The 18,873-nt window shown below is 70.5% G+C and carries 17 protein-coding genes and 1 pseudogene; 3 read left to right on the top strand and 15 right to left on the bottom strand.

What is annotated here, in order from left to right:
• Window positions 1-47: 47 nt before the first annotated feature.
• Window positions 48-236: pseudogene (locus AC3IX6_RS34325) on the top strand (SUMF1/EgtB/PvdO family nonheme iron enzyme); the annotation flags it as partial.
• A gap of 14 nt (window positions 237-250) precedes the next feature.
• Here the strand turns inward: AC3IX6_RS34325 and AC3IX6_RS34320 are convergent.
• The 8 genes from AC3IX6_RS34320 to AC3IX6_RS34285 all read right to left on the bottom strand — a co-directional run bounded on the left by AC3IX6_RS34320 (window position 251) and on the right by AC3IX6_RS34285 (window position 9,176).
• Entirely contained in the window at window positions 251-1,591 is a 1,341-nt protein-coding gene (locus AC3IX6_RS34320; RefSeq protein ID WP_489367170.1) for a DUF2252 domain-containing protein, read from the bottom strand.
• A 505-nt stretch (window positions 1,592-2,096) separates the two neighbouring features.
• A complete protein-coding gene (locus AC3IX6_RS34315; protein ID WP_489367169.1) occupies window positions 2,097-3,071 on the bottom strand; it encodes a Gfo/Idh/MocA family oxidoreductase in 975 nt (324 codons plus the stop codon).
• Between the two features lie 5 nt (window positions 3,072-3,076).
• Window positions 3,077-4,384 (bottom strand): protocatechuate 4,5-dioxygenase subunit alpha, encoded by a 1,308-nt coding sequence (gene ligA / locus AC3IX6_RS34310; RefSeq protein ID WP_489367168.1) that lies wholly within the window; start codon window positions 4,382-4,384, stop codon window positions 3,077-3,079.
• A gap of 25 nt (window positions 4,385-4,409) precedes the next feature.
• The gene (locus tag AC3IX6_RS34305; protein ID WP_489367167.1) at window positions 4,410-5,330 is read right to left on the bottom strand and encodes an amidohydrolase family protein; all 921 of its coding nucleotides are present in this window, start codon (window positions 5,328-5,330) and stop codon (window positions 4,410-4,412) included.
• A 2-nt stretch (window positions 5,331-5,332) separates the two neighbouring features.
• Entirely contained in the window at window positions 5,333-6,022 is a 690-nt protein-coding gene (ligK, locus tag AC3IX6_RS34300) for a 4-carboxy-4-hydroxy-2-oxoadipate aldolase/oxaloacetate decarboxylase (RefSeq protein WP_489367166.1), read from the bottom strand.
• Window positions 6,023-6,040: 18 nt separating this feature from the next.
• Window positions 6,041-7,066 carry an amidohydrolase family protein gene (locus AC3IX6_RS34295; protein ID WP_489367165.1) on the bottom strand — a complete coding sequence of 342 codons (1,026 nt, stop codon included), beginning with the start codon at window positions 7,064-7,066 and terminating at the stop codon, window positions 6,041-6,043.
• 26 nt (window positions 7,067-7,092) lie between these two features.
• Window positions 7,093-8,304 carry a 4-hydroxybenzoate 3-monooxygenase gene (locus AC3IX6_RS34290; protein ID WP_489367164.1) on the bottom strand — a complete coding sequence of 404 codons (1,212 nt, stop codon included), beginning with the start codon at window positions 8,302-8,304 and terminating at the stop codon, window positions 7,093-7,095.
• A gap of 104 nt (window positions 8,305-8,408) precedes the next feature.
• Complete coding sequence (locus AC3IX6_RS34285; RefSeq protein WP_489367163.1) at window positions 8,409-9,176, bottom strand: IclR family transcriptional regulator; 768 nt, start codon at window positions 9,174-9,176, stop codon at window positions 8,409-8,411.
• Window positions 9,177-9,280: 104 nt separating this feature from the next.
• Here AC3IX6_RS34285 and AC3IX6_RS34280 point away from each other — a divergent pair, with 104 nt between their 5' ends.
• Entirely contained in the window at window positions 9,281-9,949 is a 669-nt protein-coding gene (locus tag AC3IX6_RS34280) for a substrate-binding domain-containing protein (protein ID WP_489371648.1), read from the top strand.
• A gap of 190 nt (window positions 9,950-10,139) precedes the next feature.
• Here the strand turns inward: AC3IX6_RS34280 and AC3IX6_RS34275 are convergent, their stop codons facing one another.
• Genes AC3IX6_RS34275 through AC3IX6_RS34260 form a run of 4 tightly spaced genes read right to left on the bottom strand, consistent with a single transcriptional unit; the run spans window position 10,140 to window position 14,035 of the window.
• Window positions 10,140-10,598: a MaoC family dehydratase gene (locus AC3IX6_RS34275; protein ID WP_489367162.1), complete on the bottom strand. Its 459-nt coding sequence runs from the start codon at window positions 10,596-10,598 to the stop codon at window positions 10,140-10,142.
• A gap of 54 nt (window positions 10,599-10,652) precedes the next feature.
• A complete protein-coding gene (locus AC3IX6_RS34270) occupies window positions 10,653-12,206 on the bottom strand; it encodes an acyl-CoA synthetase (RefSeq protein ID WP_489367161.1) in 1,554 nt (517 codons plus the stop codon).
• Between the two features lie 28 nt (window positions 12,207-12,234).
• Entirely contained in the window at window positions 12,235-13,122 is an 888-nt protein-coding gene (locus AC3IX6_RS34265; protein ID WP_489367160.1) for an amidohydrolase family protein, read from the bottom strand.
• A gap of 1 nt (window position 13,123) precedes the next feature.
• On the bottom strand, window positions 13,124-14,035 hold the full coding sequence (locus tag AC3IX6_RS34260) for an SDR family oxidoreductase (protein WP_489367159.1): 912 nt from the start codon (window positions 14,033-14,035) through the stop codon (window positions 13,124-13,126).
• A gap of 178 nt (window positions 14,036-14,213) precedes the next feature.
• Here AC3IX6_RS34260 and AC3IX6_RS34255 point away from each other — a divergent pair, with 178 nt between their 5' ends.
• The gene (locus AC3IX6_RS34255) at window positions 14,214-14,627 is read left to right on the top strand and encodes a MarR family winged helix-turn-helix transcriptional regulator (protein WP_327417326.1); all 414 of its coding nucleotides are present in this window, start codon (window positions 14,214-14,216) and stop codon (window positions 14,625-14,627) included.
• 42 nt (window positions 14,628-14,669) lie between these two features.
• Here AC3IX6_RS34255 and AC3IX6_RS34250 read toward each other — a convergent pair whose 3' ends face one another.
• The 3 genes from AC3IX6_RS34250 to AC3IX6_RS34240 all read right to left on the bottom strand — a co-directional run bounded on the left by AC3IX6_RS34250 (window position 14,670) and on the right by AC3IX6_RS34240 (window position 18,823).
• Window positions 14,670-16,190: a carboxylesterase/lipase family protein gene (locus AC3IX6_RS34250; protein WP_489367158.1), complete on the bottom strand. Its 1,521-nt coding sequence runs from the start codon at window positions 16,188-16,190 to the stop codon at window positions 14,670-14,672.
• Between the two features lie 230 nt (window positions 16,191-16,420).
• A complete protein-coding gene (locus tag AC3IX6_RS34245) occupies window positions 16,421-17,815 on the bottom strand; it encodes an NAD(P)/FAD-dependent oxidoreductase (RefSeq protein ID WP_489367157.1) in 1,395 nt (464 codons plus the stop codon).
• A gap of 297 nt (window positions 17,816-18,112) precedes the next feature.
• Window positions 18,113-18,823 carry a TetR/AcrR family transcriptional regulator gene (locus AC3IX6_RS34240; protein WP_489367156.1) on the bottom strand — a complete coding sequence of 237 codons (711 nt, stop codon included), beginning with the start codon at window positions 18,821-18,823 and terminating at the stop codon, window positions 18,113-18,115.
• Window positions 18,824-18,873: the final 50 nt, after the last annotated feature.

Below are 18,873 nucleotides of genomic sequence, written 5' to 3'. Positions count from 1 at the left end.
CACCCTGTTCACGGCGGCGGCGAAAATGTATCGGTCCTCCCCATTCCCCCCACCTGGCAGCCACGGGCCCGCGTGAGAACCCGGCGGGCCCCCGGCCGGCTCGGCCCGCGCCCTGCGCGAGGGGTTCGTACCTCTGCCACGCCTCCCACTGTCGCCGCTACCGTGTCTCGGCGAGGATGCAGAACACCCCGGAGTCCTCCACCGGCAACATCGGCTTCCGCTGCGCGGGACCCGCCCGGAGCCGGGCCGCTCAGACGCCGCTGATGGCTGTAACGGCGCCATCGGCGACGGCGCCGGTCAGCAAGGCGTGATCGGCCGCGGTCCGGTCGGCGTAGCGGAGCGCGAAGTCGGTGACGGCGCGGTCGAAGGTGTCGGCGCTGCCCAGGTAGCCCGCGATGGCGATGCGGTCACCGGAGCGGGCATGGGCGCGCGCCAGCGACTTGCCGCACAGCCCGGCGTACTGGCCGAGGACGACCCGGGACATGGTCGCGACTTCGGCCGATCCCTTCATGTCGCGCAGTTGCCGACTGTAGAAGTGGCGCCCCTCGGGGCCGCTCATCCAGCCGAGGAAGATGTCGCTGGTGGCTTGCAGAAGCCTCTGGCCCGCCACGACCCGGTGACCGTGGTGATCATGGCCGTCGGCCGGGAGGTGGCCTTGCATGACGGAGGGACCTGCCTCCTTGATCTGCAGGAAGAGTGGGTCGTCATCGTCGCGGCCGGTGAGCAGCACGATGTAGCAGCGGGTCCCCACGCTCCCGACACCGACGACCTTCCGTGCCGCGTCGACGAATCGGTACCGGTCCAGCAGGAGGCGGCGCTCCTCGGGAAGTGTGCTGCGATACTCGCCGAAGACCGCGCCCACGGCCTGCGACTCGGCTCGGTCCAGCGGTTCCAGCAGCGGCGGATCGTGGGCGATCCGCCGGCCGCCGTCGCGGACCTCGGTCAGCTTCTCCAGAGCACGAAGGCTGGTACGGCGGCGGGCGCGCGCCAGGCCGGCCTCGACCCGGCCCCGCAGCTTGGGCTTGCGGATGAGGGGCAGCAGATCGGCGGTGTCGATCCGGTGGTACCAGACCTCCAGTTCGCCCTGCCCTGCGAGTTCCCTGATGGTCTGCCGGTAGGACCGGGCCGCCGAAAGAGCCGATCCTCTGGCCCAGTCGTCGCCGTGACCGTTCTGGCGTGCGGCCACCGCGACACTCGCGGCGAGCCGTTTGACGTCCCACTCGAAGGGGCCGGGCAGGGTCTCGTCGAAATCATTGAGGTCGAAGAGCAGGGACCGCTCGGGCGAGGCGAACATGCCGAAGTTCAAGAGGTGCGCGTCCCCGCACAGCTGGACGGTCAGGCCCGTGTCCGGCTGGGCGGCCAGGTCGGCCGCCATGACCGCGGCCGCGCCACGCAGGAACGCGAACGGCGACGCCGCCATCCGGCCGTAGCGGATCGGCAGTAGCTCCGGGAGCCGGTCGACCGCCTGCCGCTCCAGCACCCCGACGGGATCGGGCCGGTCGGTCGACGCTGTCCACCGTCCGTGCGAAGCACGGCTGACGCTCTTGCGGACGGCCCGCCCGCGTCGGGACCGCTCACCCGGACTGGTCATGCTCCACTCCTTGTCGCCGGTCCCCCTCATCGTGAGCGCACCGCGCCTGAAGCGCATGTCACTGCCCGAGCACCCGACTGCGCGGGACCGGCCCGGCCGACGCACGCCGACGCGCATCCCGCCAGGCAGCGTCCACTGGGGAGGATCTGGGGGGAATAGATGCGGGTGATCTCCTCGCCCTCCTCCTCGCGAGGCCCTGACCAGCCGTTTTCGGTACCCGAGGAGCGTTGGGGGGTCCGGGCCTTCGATTCCCGACACATCGGTGGGCTGGCGCGGCGAGCCGCCGCGTGCTGCTGACACCGATGAACGCGCTCCGCCGCGACTCCTCGAAACACCAGGCTGGACCCATCCTGTTCGACGCGGAGAAGATGACCCTGCTGCACGGCCCCACCGGGACAGCCGGACGGTGAGTTGTCAGAGTGTGAGCGGATCGTCTTCTACGGGCTGGCCGAGCTGCCCGGCCGCAGCTGATGCTCAGCGCCCGGGCCTGCCGCCGGTGCCGTGGTCACGGGACCGGGATGGCGTCGAGCTGTTCCTCGAGGGCCGCCAGCGTCCGGTAGCAGGGCATCACCTGGGCGATGGAGGCGTTCGGCTCGCGGCCCTCGCGGATGGCGGCGACGAACTCGCGGTCCTGCAGTTCGATGCCGTCCATCGAGACGTCGACCCCGCTCACGTCGATCGGCTCGTCCTTGCCGGTCGCCAGGTCGTCGTAGCGCGCGACGTAGGTGCCGGTGTCGCCGATGTAGCGGAAGAACGTGCCGAGCGGCCCGTCGTTGTTGAACGACAGTGACAGGGTGCAGATGGCGCCGCTTTCCGCGCGCAGCTGGATCGACATGTCCATCGCGATGCCGAGCTCGGGGTGGATCGGACCCTGGACCACGTTGGCCTGCACGATCGGCGAGCCGGTCTGGTACGCGAACAGGTCGACGGTGTGCGCGGCGTGGTGCCACAGCAGGTGGTCGGTCCAGGAGCGCGGCTGGCCGAGGGCGTTGAGGTTGGTGCGGCGGAAGAAGTAGGTCTGTACGTCCATCTGCTGGATGTTGAAGTCTCCAGCCTGGACCCGCCGCCGTACCCACTGGTGGCTCGGGTTGAAGCGCCGCGTGTGCCCCACCATCGCAACCAGTCCGGTGCGCTGTTGTGCCTCCAGGCACGCCTCGGCGTCGGTGAGGGAGGCGGCCAGCGGGATCTCGGTCTGGACGTGTTTGCCCGCTTCGAGGCAGGCCAGCGTCTGCGCGGCGTGCAGGGGGGTGGGCGTGGCGAGGATGACGGCGTCGATGTCGTCCATCGCCAGTACCTCCTCCAATGTCGCGACGCCTCGGCCGATGCCCTGCTCCGCGGCGAAGTTCCGGGCGCTTTCGAGGGTGCTGCTCACGACGGCAGCCACCTCCACGCCCTTGATCCGCCTGAGCGCGGCCGCGTGCTTGGCTCCGAAGGCGCCTCCTCCGGCCAGGGCGATCCGGATGGTCTGGTCGTCGGTCATGCCGGTCACTCCTTCTCAGCGGGCTTCTGGGCCCGCGGGTGGTTCTCCAGGATCAGGTGGCCGACGGCGGTGTTGGACGCCGGCACGTGGTAAAAGCGGTGCTTGAGCTCGGTCTGTCCTGACCCGTCGAGGTCGCTCATCGCACCGCGGGCGATCAGCCACATGACCAGCTCGATGCCCTCCGAGCCCGCCTCCTCCACGTACTCCAGGTGCGGGACCTGCGACAACCCGACCGGGTCCGCGATCAGTTTGTCGAGGAAGGCGTTGTCCCATTCCCGGTTGATGAGGCCGGCGCGGGGACCCTGCAACTGGTGGCTCATGCCGCCGGTGCCCCACACCTGGACCTTCAGCGACCGGTCGTAGGACTCGATCGCCTTGCGCAGCGCCTGGCCGAGCCGGAAGCACCTGTCACCCGAGGGCACGGGGTACTGCACCACGTTGACGTGAAACGGGATCACCTTGCACGGCCACTCCTCGACGTCCCCGAACATCAGCGACAGCGGGACGGTCAAGCCGTGGTCGACGGTCATCTCGTTGACAAGGGTGAGGTCGAAGTCGTCCCTGATGAGCGAGTGCGCGATGTGCGCGGCCAGGTCAGGGTCGCCCTTGATGCCCGGCACCGGGCGGGGTCCGTAGCCTTCGTCGGCGGTGGAGTAGGCCGCTCCGGTGCCGAGCGCGAAGGTCGGGATCAGCGACTGGTCGAACGTGGTGGCGTGGTCGTTGTAGACCAAGAAGACCACGTCGGGCAGGTTCTCCTTCTCCCACTGCTTGGAGAACTCGTAGCCCTCGAAGACCGGCACCCAATAGGGGTCGCCGGTTTTGTGGTGGTCGATCGCCGCGCCGATGGCCGGCACGTGCGAGGTGAAAACCGCGCCGGTGATCGTGGCGTGCCCGGCGGGGGGCGTCGGGTCGGCGTGTGCCGCTTCGAGGACGGCGTGGTCGATCCGGTTCCCCTCGACGGAGCGGCCGCCGCCGACCATCATGCCGCGGTACTCCTGCTCGGTCATGCCGGTCATCGATCCCGCCATCTGCTGGAACGACAGCCCGAGCGTCGCGCCCCACTTGGCGAGAAAGTAGATGTTGCCGCCCTCGCCTATGGCGGCGTTGAGGTCGCGGTCGAGCAGCGCCTGCTTCTGTTCCTCCCGCAGTGGCCACGCGTCCAGGTAGGCGCGCTCGTCGGCGAGGTAGAGCGCGCGGTTCTCCGCCGTCATCAGCGACATGCAGAACTGGTTGAGGTGGTACCCCTTGGCGGACTGCTCGGCGTCGAAGATGGTGGTTCCTGGCACCAGTTTGTAGGTCTTGTCGAGTGACATGGTGGGGCTCCGATCGTGAGGTGGGTCAGTCCGCGTCCGGCCAGTACAGGCGCATCGGGTTGTCGACGAGGAGCCTCCGCTGCAGCTCGGGCGTCGGCGCGATGTGCGGGATGAAGTCGACGAGCAGACCGTCGTCGGGCATGTGGCCGGTGAGGTTCGGGTGTGGCCAGTCGGTGCCCCACAGCACCCGGTCGGGGAACTCCTCCACCACGCGCCGGGCGAACGGCACGACATCGCGGTATGACTCCCGCTCCCCCTGGAGGGCGGGCGGTCCACTCACCGAAAGCCGCTCCGGACAGGTCACCTTGCACCAGATGTCCGGTCTCGCCCGCATGAAGTTCAGGAACGTCTCGAACTCCGGGCCGTGCGCGTCCTTGGTGACATCGGGCCGCCCCATGTGGTCGATGACCAGCGGCACCGGTATCGAGAGGAAGAAGTCACGCAGGTCGGCGAGGTCGGCCGCCTCGAAGTAGACGACGACGTGCCAGCCGTAGGGTGCGATCCGCCGGGCGACGTCCCACAGGTCCTGCCGCGGCGCCGCGTCGACGAGCCGTTTGACGAAGTTGAACCGCACCCCGCGGACGCCGGCCTCGTGCAGTTCCCTCAACTGCGCGTCCGAGATGCCCGGCCGTACCGTCGCGACGCCCCGGGCCAGGCCCCCCGCGGCCCGCAGAGTGTCGATCATGGCGCTGTTGTCGGCGCCGTGGCAGGTCGCCTGCACCACGACATTACGGGCGAAGCCCAACCGGTCGCGCAACTCGAAGAGCTGGTCCTTGGACGCGTCGCAGGGCGTGTACTTCCGCTCGGGGGCGAAGGGGAACTCCGCGCCCGGGCCGAAGACGTGGCAGTGGGCGTCGACAGCGCCCTCGGGTACCTGGAACCGCGGCCGGCTCGGATCGGCGTACCAGTCCAGCCAGCCGGGGGTCTTGTCGAAGGTCGTCGTCATCGTCAGTCCTCGTAGCGCAGTCCGAGCTCGGCCAGCGGGCCGCGCATTCCGTAGATGTCCAGGCCGAGTTCACCGGCGCGGAACCGCGCGCGCTTGCCGTCCTCGTTGGCCTCCCGCCGGGCCGACGCCTCGGCGACCTCGGCGGCCCGCTCGCGCGGTACCACGACGACACCGTCGCGGTCCGCGACGACGACGTCGCCGGGCCTGACCAGTGCGTTGGCGCAGACCACCGGCACGTTGACGGAGCCCAGGGTCGCCTTGACCGTGCCCTTGGAATTGATGGCCCGCGCGAAGACCGGGAAGTCCATCTCCTCCAGGTCGACCGTGTCGCGCACACCGCCGTCGATGATCAGGCCCTTGCAGCCCCGGGCGCGGAACGAGGTGGCGAGCAGGTCGCCGAAGAAGCCGTCCTCGCTCTCGGTGGTGCAGGCCGCGACCACGACGTCGCCTTCGCGGATCTGCTCGGCGGCGACATGGAACATCCAGTTGTCGCCGGGCTGCAGCAGCACGGTCACCGCGGTGCCGCACAGGCGGGCCGTGGAGTAGACGGGGCGCAGGTAGGGGCGCATCAGTCCCACCCGGCCCATGGCCTCGTGGATCGTCGCGACGCCGAACGCCGACAGCGCGGCGACGGCCTCCGGATCGGCGCGGGTGATCGATGTGTGGACGACACCCAGCTCGGTGTGTTCCATGCGTTCTTCTCCTGGGTTTCAGTGGCCGGCCGCGGCGAGCCGAGCGGCGAGGCGGGGGTACACGCGCAGGGCGTTGCCGCTGTAGACGGCTGCGCGTTCCTCGTCGGAGAGGTGCGCGGTGGCCTCGACGTACCGCTTCGTGTCGTCGAAGTGGTGACCGGTGCTCGGGTCGATGTCGCGGACCGCGCCGATCATCTCGCTGGCGAACAGGACGGACCGGCTGGGTACCACCTGCGTGAGCAGGTCGATGCCGGGCTGGTGGTAGACGCAGGTGTCGAAGAAGACGTTGTCCAGCAGCGTCTCGGGGTCCGGCCTGCCCAGCGCCATCGCCAGGCCGCGGAACCGGCCCCAGTGGTAGGGCACCGCGCCGCCGCCGTGCGGGATCACGAACCGCAGCGTCGGGAAGTCGGCGAACAGGTCTCCCTGGACCAGCTGCATGAACGCCGTGGTGTCGGCGTTGAGGTAGTGGGCGCCGGTGGTGTGGAAGGCCGGGTTGCACGACGTACTGACGTGGATCATGGCGGGTATGTCGTACTCGGCCATCGCCTCGTAGAGCGGGTACCAGCTGCGGTCGGTCAGCGCCGGCGCGGTCCATTTGCCACCCGACGGGTCGGGGTTGAGATTGACCGTCACCGCGCCGAGCTCCTCGACCGCACGGCGCAGTTCGGGCAGGCAGGTCGCGGGTTCGACGCCCGGCGACTGCGGCAGCATCGCGCCCATGGCGAAGCGGTCGGGGTAGAGCGTGCAGACCCGGTGGATCAGGTCGTTGCAGATCCGCGCCCACACCTTGGAGACCTCGAAGTCGCCGATGTGGTGGGCCATGAAGCTGGCGCGCGGGGAGAAGATCGTCAGGTCGCTGCCGCGTTCGTCCATGAGCCGCAGCTGGTTGCTCTCGATCGCGTGACGCAGGTCGTCGTCGGTGATGACCAGGTCGTCCGGATCGGGCGCGTGCCCGGCGGCGCCGATCGCGGCCACCTGGCGGTCCCGCCACTGCGCCAACTGCGGGGGCGCGGTGGTGAAGTGACCGTGACAGTCGATGATCATGTGTTCTCTCCTGCTGGTCGTCGGGGTCAGCCGTGGGAGCCGGTGGGCCAGCCGGTGTATTGCTCGGCGAGGTAGGCGCGCCCGGCGCGGTTGCCCACCACGTTGTCGAGCTCGCCGAGCTGGCGCCGCAGGTCGAAGGGAGTGCCGCCGGGCGCGGTGTGCAGCAACTGGGTCATCCAGTAGGAGAAGTTCTGCGCCCGCCAGACCCGCTGCAGGGCGCGCGGCTGGTAGTCGTCCAGCACGGCCTCGCCCGCGCTGCCGAGTGCTCGCACCAGGACTGGGGCGAGCACCTTCACGTCGTGCAGTGCGAGGTTGAGCCCGCGGGCGCCGGTCGGCGGCACCGTGTGTGCGGCGTCGCCCGCGAGCACCATCGAGCCCCAGCGCATCGGCTCCTGCACGAACGAGCGGAACCGCAGCACCGTCTTCTCGAGGATCGGCCCCTCATGGAGACGGAAGCCGTCCTGACCGGCCACCCGGACCTGGAGCGTCTCCCAGATGCGGTCGTCCTGCCAGGTGTCGACGGACTCGTCGGGGTCGCACTGGAAGTACATCCGCTGAACGGTCTCGGTGCGCTGGCTGATCAGCGCGAACCCGTGCTCGGAGTGGGCGTAGACCAGCTCGGGCGCGCTCGTCGGCGCCTCGGCCATGATGCCGAACCACGCGAAGGGGTACTCCTTGCCGTAGCGCACCCTGCGGTCCTCGGGCACCAGATCGCGGCACATGCTGCGCGAGCCGTCCGCGCCGACCACGTACCGCGCCCGGATCTCTTGGCGGGACCCGTCGGGCGCCGTGTAGCGGACCCGGGGAGCGTCGGTCGTGATGTCGAGGACCTCGGTGTCCTTGACGCCGAAGTGGACCGTGCCGCCGTCGCGGTCCCGGGCGTCGGCCAGGTCGGTGAACACGTCGGTCTGCGGGTAGAGCCATACCGACCGGCCGACCAGCTCCTTGAAGTCGATGCGGTACGGGCGACCACCGACCCGGATCTCGACGCCCTCGTGCTCGTGACCCTCCCGCAGGACCCGGTCGGACACGCCGGTCTCGACCAGGTCCCGGGCTGCGTCGGCCTCGAGGATGCCGGCCCGCTGCGTCGTCTCGATCTCGCGCCGGGAGCGGGTGTCGATCACGATCGTCTCGACCCCCGCTCGCCCGAGCCGGTGGGCCAGCATCAAGCCGGCCGGACCACCACCGATGATGGCGACGGGAACCGAGGCAACGGTGTCGACGGTGGCGTCGGCCATGGCATCTCCTGAGCAACTGCGAACGTTCGGAACACCCCGAACGTTGACACCCGGAGCCGCCGCCGGTCGCCGGTGTTTCCGTCAGGCGGAAGGCCGTTCGAAGGTCAGACCGTCGCGTGGGCGCGCCGGCCGAGCTCGTCGGAGATCCCGTGGACGGCCCTCAGAAGGGGCTCGCGCAGCCCGCGCACATTGCTCGCACCGCTCGCCGCGACGACGATCCCCAAAGCGGCACTGACCGGCCCGGTCCGGCCGATCCGTACAGGCGCTGCCACCGCGACCGTATCCTCGGAGAGCTGCCGGTCGCTGATGAAGACCTGCTCGCGGCGGATACGGTCCAGTTGCGCACGCAGCGTCTTCGGGTCGGTGACGGTGTGCGGGGTCCAGGCGCGCAGCGGCGATTCGAGGACCTCCTCCTGAATGTCCCGTGGTGCGTGCGCGAGCAGCACCCGGCCCATCCCGGTGGAGCCGACGGGGAACCGGGTCCCGACCGCGGTCAACAGCTGCACCGATCGATGACCGGTGATACGTTCGACGAACACGAGCTCTGTACCCTCGCGCACCGCGAGCTGAATGTTCTCGTGAGTCGCCTCGTAGAGGTCCTGCATGAACGGCAAGGCCGCGTCACGCAGGATCTGGGTACGGGGGCATCCCGAGGTGATCTCCCAGAGCCTCAGCCCGACGTGCCACGACCCTTCCTCGTCCCGCTCCAGCGCTCCCCATTCCGCCAGCTCCGCGACCACTCGGTGCGTGGTGCTCAAGGCCAGACCTGTGCGCTGGGCGATCTGCGACAGTGTCTGCGACGTGTGCTCGCGATCGAAGGCCTCGAGGACCTTGAGGACCTTTCCAGCCGCGGTGCTCCGGGTTGTGCTCACACCCGCAGTCTCGCAGAGGACGCCCCGCTGCCCGAACGGGCGCCGTAGCAACCGCCGGACACCAAGGAGACAACGTGAACCAAGAGATCTCTGGGCTGTCCTCGATGGCGACGCGGCCGATAGTGGGCGAGCTTTCCGAACACATCCGACTCGCTCACGGGATTCCGGTGCGTTTCGAGTCTGCCGGCGGGGTGGAGATCGCACGGCGGGTGCGCGAGGGCGCCGAAGCAGACTTGCTCGTGCTCGCCGACGGAGCACTGGCCGCGTTGGAGAAGGAAGGGCGCCTCCTCGGGGGTACGGTGCGCCCGCTGTGGGTCTCCCAGGTCGTCGCCGCCGTGCCGGAGGGAACACCGGTTCCGGCACTCGGCTCGGAATCCGATCTGCGAGCCGCTCTTCTGTCCGCGAAGCGGATCGCCTACTCCACAGGCCCCAGCGGTACGTCCCTCATCGACCTGATCACCCGTCTGGATCTCGCCGACACGCTCGGGGACCGGCTTGTCCAAGCCCCGCCGGGGGTGCCCGCGGGCAGCCTGCTGTCGTCCGGCCAAGCCGACCTGGCCTTTCAACAGCACAGCGAGCTCATGGACCTGCCGGGCGTCCTCGTCATCGGCCCCCTGCCGGGCGAAGCCGCCATCAGCTCGGTGTTCAGTGGGGCCGTACTGGCCGCGTCCACCCAGCCGCACCGCGCCCGCGAGGTCCTCGACCTTCTCGGTTCCGACGCGGCGTCGAGGATCGCCCGCGGAAGGGGCATGCGGGCGGCCCGGGGCTACTGACCCGGGTGGGTCGGGGTTTCCGCCCGGGCATCAGGCTCCGGGGCCCGTCCTGCCCGCCCACGGGCGTGCCGAGGACCGCACGCGCGATCCGAGGCTCGGCCTCGAACGCGTGCGGTCCACCCGTGGTCCGGGAAAGGGCCTCCCTCGTGCGGCGGCGGACGCGGCAACGGCCCTGCGTGAGTTGGGACGATCAGGCGTAGTGGCGGTAGACGGCGTGGGCCACGCAGGCCGGCTTGTCGCTGCCCTCGACCTCCACGGTGAACGTCAGCGACATCTGGACGCCGTTGCCCTTGACCTCCTCCACAGTCCCGACGGCGCCGTGCAGTCGGATCTTCACCCCGACCGGGACGGGGCTGGGGAAACGGACCTTGTCCAGGCCGTAGTTGACGCTCATGGAGACGCCGGTGATGGTGAGCAGCTCACCGAAGAGCGGAATGATGAGGGAGAGGGTGAGGTAGCCGTGGGCGATGGGGCCGCCGAAGGGGCCGTCCTTCGCCTTCTCCGGGTCGGTGTGGATCCACTGGTGGTCGTCGGTGGCGTCGGCGAAGGTGTTCACCCGCTTCTGGGTGATGTCGAACCATTCGGTGCGGCCGAGGTCGGCTCCGCTGAGGGCTTTGAGTTCGTCGAGGCCGTTGGCGATGGTCGGCATGGAGGGACCTTTCGTTGGCGCAGGCAGCGCTGAGTGCGGCCGGCGAGCGGGGCTTCAGCGGTGGGGGTGGTCTGCGGGACCGCCCGCGTGGGTGTCGCGCACGGCGGGCTTGATGATCTTTCCGGAGGCCGTGCGGGGCAGGGTGTCCGTGAGGACCACGGACTTGGGGATCTTGTACTTGGCGAGCCTTCCGTGCAGGTGGCCGAGGATGCCGTGCTCGTCGGCGCGAGCTCCGGGCCTGAGGATGACGACGGCGCGGCCGACTTCGCCCCAGACCGGGTCGGGCACCCCGATGACCGCGCATTCGGCGACGGCCGGGTGGGTGAGGAGCGCATCCTCGACCTCGGCCGGGTACACGTTCTCGCCGCCCGAGACGAACATGTCCTTGACCCGGTCGACGATGTAGGCGTACCCGTCGCAGTCGGTCCGGGCGACGTCGCCGGTGCGCAGCCAGTGGCCTTCGCCGCCGCCGGCGAAGGCGGCCTCGGTGTCCTGCGGCCGGCCCCAGTAGCCGGTCATGACGTTGGGGCCCTGGACGAGGACCTCACCACGCTGTCCGGGTTCGGCGTCCCGGCCGTCCGGCAGGACCACGCGGATGTCGGTGAAGAAGTGCGGCACGCCCGCGGAGCCGGCCTTGGCCGAGGTCTGCTCCCTGTCCAGGAAGAGGACTCCGGGAGACGCCTCGGTCATGCCGTAGCCCTGGCTGAAGGCGAGGCCGCGGGCGAGGTACGTGGCGATGGTGCGTGCGGGAACGGGTGCGCCGCCGCAGTTGAGGGTGCGCAGGCTGGACAGGTCCGTCGTCGCCCAGCGGGGCCGGGCGGCCATGGCGTCGTACATCGTGGGGACGCCGAACATGTACGTCACACGCTGGTTCTCGATGGTCTCCAGTACGCGTTCGGCATCGAAGGCACCGAGCAGCACCACCCGGCCGCCCTTGAGGAGAGTGGGCAGGCAGGTCATGTTGAGGCCTGCGGTGTGGAACAGGGGGGCGACGGCCAGGGTCACCTCGTCGCCGGTGAGGTCGGTGTCGACGAGGACGTTGACGCTGTTCCAGATGATGTTGTGGTGGGAGAGGACGGCGCCCTTGGGGCGGCCCGTGGTCCCGGAGGTGTACATGATCATGCAGGTGTCCTGCGGCGCCACGCTCTCGTCCAGGGGCGCGGCAGCTCCGCCGGCGAGGAACTCCTCGTAGCCGAGGACCCCCTCGTCGGGCCCGTCGAGCGCGATTCGGTGCCGCACTGCGGCCTCGTCGGCCGCCGCGCGTGCGGCCAGGGCCTGCTCCGGCGCGTGGACGAGGACGACGCTGCCCGAGTCGGACAGGTTGTACGTCAATTCCGGGGCGGCCAGACGGGTGTTGAGCGGGACGAAGACCGCCCCGAGCAGGCCGGCGGCGAACAGCGTCTCCAGGAAGGCGGGGTGGTTGGGGCCGAGGTACGCGATCCGGTCACCCCGGGCCACGCCCAGCTCCCGCAGGGAGTGTGCGAGGCGCAGGACGCGCTGGTGGAGCTCGCGGTAGGTCCAGGAGCGGTCCTCGTGGACGAGGGCGACCCGGTCCGGGGTCTTGCGGGCCCGGCGCGTGGGCCAAGAGCCGATGCCTTGGTTCAACACGGCGACTCCTTCGTTTTCTTCAGTTCCTTCAGTCCCTGAGCAGGCCGAGCAGGCGGGCCGCGTTCTCCTTGAGGATCTTCGGCCGGACCTCGGGCTTGATGTCGAGCTTCTCGAAGTCGGCCAGCCACCGGTCGGGGGTGATGACGGGGTAGTCGGAGCCGAAGAGGACCTTGTCCTGGAGCAGGGTGTTGGCGTACCGGACGAGCTGCGGCGGGAAGTACTTCGGGGACCAGCCGGACAGGTCGATGTACACGTGCGGTTTGTGGGTGGCCACCGCCAGGGCCTCGTCCTGCCAGGGGAAGGAGGGGTGGGCAAGGATGATTCGCAGTTCGGGGAAGTCGACGGCTACGTCGTCGACCAGCATGGGGTTGGAGTACTTCAGCCGGATGCCGCCGCCACCCGGGACGCCGGCGCCGATGCCGGTCTGGCCGGTGTGGAACAGCGCGGGCACGCCGAGTTCCTCGATGGCCTCGTACAGCGGATAGGCCATCGGGTCGTTCGGGGCGAACGCCTGGATGCTGGGGTGGAACTTGAAGCCGCGGACGCCATGTTCCTCCACGAGGCGCCGCGCCTCGCGCGCGCCCGCGCGGCCCTTGTGCGGGTCGATGCTCGCGAAGGGGATGAGCGCGTCCGCATGGGCGGCGCAGCTCTCCGCGATCTCCTCGTTGGAGATCCGCGGGTGCCCCGTGGCGTGTTCGGCGTCGACGGTGAACACCACGGCGGCCATGCGCCGTTCGCGGTAGTGGGCGGCCATCTCCTCGATGGTCGGCTGCCGGTGGCCGTGGGCCTTGAAATACTTCTCGGAGGCGCCGAACAGTTCGGGACTCAGCGCCCCGTGGCCGTCCTTGGAGACCTCGGCGTGCGTGTGCACGTCGATGGCCGTCAGCCGGTCCAGGTCAAGCGTGAGGTCACCCATCTCATGCCACCGGAGCCTGGGGCGCCGGAATGCCAAAGGTCTCCGCCTCGGCCCCTACACCGCCCGGCCAGAGGGCAGCGATCATGTCGGCGCTCCAGCCCCCGTCGGCGAAGGCGACCGCCTTCTCCTTGGGGTGCGCCCACAGTGCCAGCCGGTCGCCGCCGATGCCGATCGCCTGCCCGGTCACTCCGTCGGAGGCGTCCGAGGCCAGGAAGGTGATCAGGCCGGCGACATCCTCGACGGTGCCGAGGCCCTCGTCCTTGCGCAGCCAGTCGGGCAGGGGGCTGCCCGTGCGCTCGGCCTCCTCGATGACCGGCGCGAAGGCCGGGATGGTCTTGGTCATCTCGGTGGCGGCGACGGGGACGACAGCGTTGACGGTGATGCCGGCGCGGCCCAGCTCCATGGCCCAGGTGCGGGCCATGGAGACGACGCCCGCCTTGGCGGCGGCGTAGTTGGTCTGGCCGAAGTTGCCGCGCTGACCCGCCGGCGAGGAGATGAGGACGAGCCGGCCGCCGGTGCCCTGCTCCCGCATACGGACGGCGGCCGCGCGGGCGCAGGTGAAGGTGCCGCGCAGGTGCACGCGGACGACGTCGTCGAAGTCTTCGTCGGTCATCTTCCACAACACGCGGTCTCGCAGAATGCCGGCGTTGGTGACGAGCACGTCCAGGCGCCCGAACTCCCGCACCGCCGTGTCCACCAGTTCCTCGGCCGCCGCACTGTCGCCCACCGCCGCCACGACGCCGACCACCCTGCCTCCCGCGGCCGTGATCGTGGCGACGGCGGCGTCGACCGCGTTCTGGTCGACGTCGTTGACGACGACGGCGGCTCCGGCCGCGGCGAGGGCCTGGGCGTATCCCAGCCCGAGGCCGCGCCCGCTGCCGGTGACGACGGCGACTTTCCCGTGCAGATCCATGGAGGGTGCCTTTCGTGAGCAAGGTGGGGATGCCGAAGGCGCCGGCAACGAGCCGGGATCGACAGGAATCCTGATGAACGGCAGTCTGGGCAATCAACAGGATTCCTGTCAATGCTCTAGGGTGGTACGCGTCGCCGTCCCGGCGGCACCCGACCGGCCGTCACCATGGAGGACGAACGTGAGCACCTCGCTGCTCTACCTGGTCAAAAGGACCGAGCTGGCGGTGCGGGCCCGCCTGGAGGAGCTGCTCAAGCCCGCCGGCATCACGGCGCTGCAGTACACCGCGCTCACCGTGCTGGAGCGGCACGACGGCATTTCCGCCGCACAGCTCGCCCGCGACTCCTTCGTCACCGCCCAGTCCATGGCGGACATGGTCCGCGCGCTGGAGAGCCGCGGCCTGATCCATCGCGAACCCAACCCCGCCAACCGCCGCGAGCGCCTCATCCTGCTCGCCGACGCGGGGCGCCGACTGCTCGAGGAGTACGCCGAGCCGGCTCGCGGACTCGAAGGGCGCATGGTCGCCGACCTGACCGACGAGGAGGTCGAGCAGTTCCGGGAGGCGTTGAACCGCACGTGGCGATCACTCGCCTGACTCCGCGAATGAGCTGATGCGGCCGGCGGCCGGCGTACTCGATCACTGCACCGAGGCCTCCCGCACCTCCCGCAGGGGGTCGTGCGCGGTGTGGGGCCGGGCGGACCAGATGCGGGTCGCGCGGGTGTCGGGGGTGTAGCGAGGCCAGGACGCGCCGGGGTCGAGATCTCTGATGAACCCGACCCAGGACGCGTGGATGGCGTCGGCCAGAGGCTGGGGCGGGTCGTCCCCCAGGGCCTCGACGACGCCCGGGGCGTCCAGGAGGTCGAAGACGAACGGGAGGTCCACGCAGTGGTGTGCCAGGCCCTCATAGGCGGGAGCCGTCGCGGTCCACTCGAACTGGTAGAGCCAGGTGGGACGTTCGGCGTGGGCGCGGGCCTCGGCCAGGGCGAGGGCGGGAGCGCGGAAGAGCTCGTCCGTGAGGGCCTGGCCCACCTCGGGCCCGAGCACGTGGAACTCGTGGGCGGTGAAGCCGAGCATCAGCGGTACGTCCGCACCCGCCGCGCCGTCAATGAGCGTCTGCGGCACCGGCGCGGGGACGAGCTCGCCGTCGGCGAAGGGGGCGAGGACCACCATCGGGAGCCCGTACCGTTCCGGGCCCGGCCAGTCCAGCCGCTCCTGGAGGTCGAGGAGTTCGTCGTCCGTCAGGTCGCGCAGCGCGGCGGCGGTGGCCGGTACCCCGGCGCGGGTGGCGAAGAGCGCCGACACCACCTCGGCCAGATCCCTGCCCCGGGGGTCCATGACCGCTCCGGAGACCGAGATCGCCGCACGGAAGAGGCCCTGAGCCGAAGGCACGGCCAGCAGGGTCTGGACGGCGCCACCACCCGCCGACTGTCCGGCGATCGTGACCCGGCCCGGGTCGCCGCCGAAGGCCGCGATGTTGCCGCGGACCCACTCCAGGGCGGCGATCCAGTCCCGCACGCCCCGGTTGTCGGGAGCGTCCTCCAGGTGAAGGAAACCCTCGACGCCGAGCCGGTAGCCGACGGACACCAGGATCACGCCGTCCCGGCTGAAGGCGGACCCGTCGTACCAGGGGCTGGCGGCCGAGCCCGCCACGTATCCGCCGCCGTGGATCCACACGAGGACGGGCAAGGGTTCGGTGGGGGCGAGGTCGGGGGTGAAGACGTTGAGGTTCAGGACTCCCTCGCCGGGGATGGACGGCTCGGGGATGGTCGTGACCTCGGCGAACGGGCGGCGCTGGGCCGTCGGGCCGTACGCGGTGGCGTCCAGCGGCTCGGTCCAGGGCGCAGGGGGCACGGGGGTGGCAAAGCGGAACTCGCCGACCGGGGGGCGGGCGTACGGGATGCCGAGGAAGCGGAGGCTTCCGTCCGCGCGGCGTTCGCCTCGCACCGGTCCGTGGCCGGTGCGGACGAGGGGATCGTCGGTCATGGGATCTCCTGTCGGGGTAGGTGCTCGGGAAGGCGGCGGCCGGACGGCGGCGCCCTTGCAGGACTGGACCTGCCACGGGGCGATGACGACCACGTCCGCGCCGGCCACGCACATCGCGCGGCGCAGTTCGTACAGGCCGAGTCCGTCGGAGTTGCTGTCCTTGGCCGCCTGCATGGAGTCGTCGTTGGAGATCAGGACGCGCAGGCCGGCGAGCTCATGGCTGTATGTGCTCCGGCAGAGGGGTGGGGTGGTGGTTCGTGCCCCGGCCCTCAGCGGACCGTCTTGATGGGGATCACCGAGGCGGCGCCGAGCAGCTTGATCAACGCGGCGGCGATGTACAGGCCGTCGTAGCCGACCGCTCCGACGAGGAGGGCCGCACGGGGAACGCGCAGTGCGGCGGAGCGTCAGCTGTCGAAGCCGAGGCCGAAGCGGTCGAGGCTGCGCAGCCACACATTGCGGTGGCCCTGGTTGAGGTCGGCGCGGGCCATGGACCACTTGGTGATGCCGATGCCGAGGGACCGGACCGGCTCGGGCGGGAACGGCAGGGGCTTGCGTCGGACCATCTCCAGGTCGGTGCGCTCGGTGCGCTCGCCCGCCAGGAGGTCGAGCATCGCCTCGGCGCCGAAGCGGCTGGCGCCGACGCCGAGGCCGGTGAACCCGGCGGCGTAGGAGACCTTCCCGTGGTGACTCGTGTCGAAGAACACGCAGAAACGGGTGCTCGTGTCGATGGCTCCGCCCCAGCTATGGGTGAAGCGCACACCCTCCAACTGCGGGAACGTCGTGAAGAAGTGGCGGGCGAGAGTGGCGAAGGTCTCGGGCCGCCGGTCGTGTTCGGCGCGGACGCGGCCGCCGTAGCGGTAGACGGCGTCGTATCCGCCCCACAGGATGCGGTTGTCCGCGGAGAGCCGGACGTAGTGGAACTGGTTCGCGCTGTCCGCGAAGCCCTGGCGGCGCGTCCAGCCGACGGAGGCGAGCTGCTCCGAGGTCAGCGGCTCGGTCATCAGCGCGTAGTCGTACACGGGGACGGTGTACGGGCGGTGGCGCCGGACCAGGGAGGGGTAGGCGTTGGTGGCGAGCGCGACGCGACGCGCGGTGATCCGGCCGTAGGGGGTACGGACACCGATCACGGCCCCGTGCTCGGCGAGCGAGGTGGCCGCGGTGTGCTCGTGGATCCGCACACCCAGGGCGAGGCAGGCACGCTTGAGTCCCCAGGCGAGCCTTGCCGGATTGACCATGGCGGTGTCGTGCTGGTTCCACATGCCGCCCAGGAAGGTCGGGGAGTCGATCTCGGCCCGGACGGCCTCGCCGTCGAGCAGGACGGGCTTGCCCCCGTAGCGGGCGGCGGCCTCGGCTTCCTCCACGAGGCCGGCGAGCTGGTAGGGCTCGGTGGCCACCACGATGGAGCCGGTGCGCTCCCAGTCGCAGTCGATCCCGTAGCGGTCCACGGCGTCCTCGATGGCCTGGAGGTTCTCCCGCCCGAGCCGTTCCAGGAGGTCGATCTCCCCGGGCCAGCGCTGGAGGCCGTTGTGCAGGCCGTGGGTGAGGCTGGACTCGCAGAAGCCGCCGTTGCGGCCGGAGGCGGCGCCGCCGGTCTCGTCCGCCTCGATGAGCACCACATCGGCGGAGGGGTCGCGCTCCTTGGCGAGGAGGGCGGTCCACAGGCCGGTGTAACCGCCCCCGACGACGAGCAGGTCGCAGGTGGTGGCCCCGACGAGGGCGGGGGCGGCCTGCGGGCGGCGGGGGTCGTCGAGCCAGAACGGGCGGGGCTCGGCGTCCCTGAGCGAGGTGAGGTGGTCCATGGGGGTTCCTTCGGATCGCGGAGGCGTCCGAGCACACGGACCCTCCGAGGTGCCGCCCATGAGACCCTTCGGCACGTAACAAGGTCAATGGTGTTGACATAAGCTGGCTCCAGCGCGCCGGAGCCGGGCGGCCCCTGCTCTCCGGGCTCCCCCGGCGCCTCCCAGTTGTAGAGGATCTCCTGCTCGGTCCACCGCGCCCTGGGTTCGAAACGTGCGGCGAGCCCGCTGATCAGCGCCTCTGCGCGTGCGGCGGGCCACCGTTCGGGCAGGTGCTCGGCGTTCGGCCGAGGCCACCGGTCAGCCGCCGTCCGCCGCCGGGCGGAGCGCCGCCGCCGCGCCGAGCATCAGATCGAGTGCGAAGGGGTAACCGCTGTCGCGCATGTCGGCGGCGAGCAGCGGGAAGGTCGCCGCGATGTTCGGGTGGGTCTCGGGCGACAGCCTGCCGTACACCGCGTGCCAGACCTCCTCGTCCGACTCCCGCGCAGCCTCCGGCAGGGCGAGCGCGGCAGCGTCCTGGGCGGCGAAGGCCAGGGCCTGGTCGACGAAGGCGTGGTAGATCCGCACGGCGAGGGCGTCCGGGAAACCTCCGGAACGCAGGATGCCGAGGATCGCCTCGACGGCCCGCGTCTCGTGGGGGCGCCCTGTCGTGCGGTGGGCCGTGAGGAGCGCGGCCTGGGGGTTGGACTGGTAGGAGGCGTGGATGCGCAGCCCGATGGCCCGCAGGTCGCTCCGCCAGTCACCAGTGGCCGACCAGCCCTCCTGCGCGCGGCCGATCAGCTCGTCGGAGAGGGCGAGGAGCAGGGCGTCCGTGTTGCGGAAGTAGCGGTAAAGGGCGCTGGGATCCGCGCCGAGCGCCGCACCGAGCCTGCGCGCCGAGAGCGCCGCCGCGCCGTGCTGCGCGACCAGGCGCAGGGCTGTGTCGATGATCAGCCGTTCCGAGAGTACGGCGCCCTGCTTGGTCGGTCGGTGACGCCGACGCCCGCCTTCTGGAATCACTCGTTCGGCCATGGCCGGACCTTACGTCAACACCATTGACGTGTAAACGGCCGTCCCGCTTC

It is taken from the genome of Streptomyces sp. GL_141 (assembly GCF_057834385.1).
Note: the sequence above shows the minus strand (reverse complement) of the source record. Positions and strands in the feature narration are given on the sequence as shown.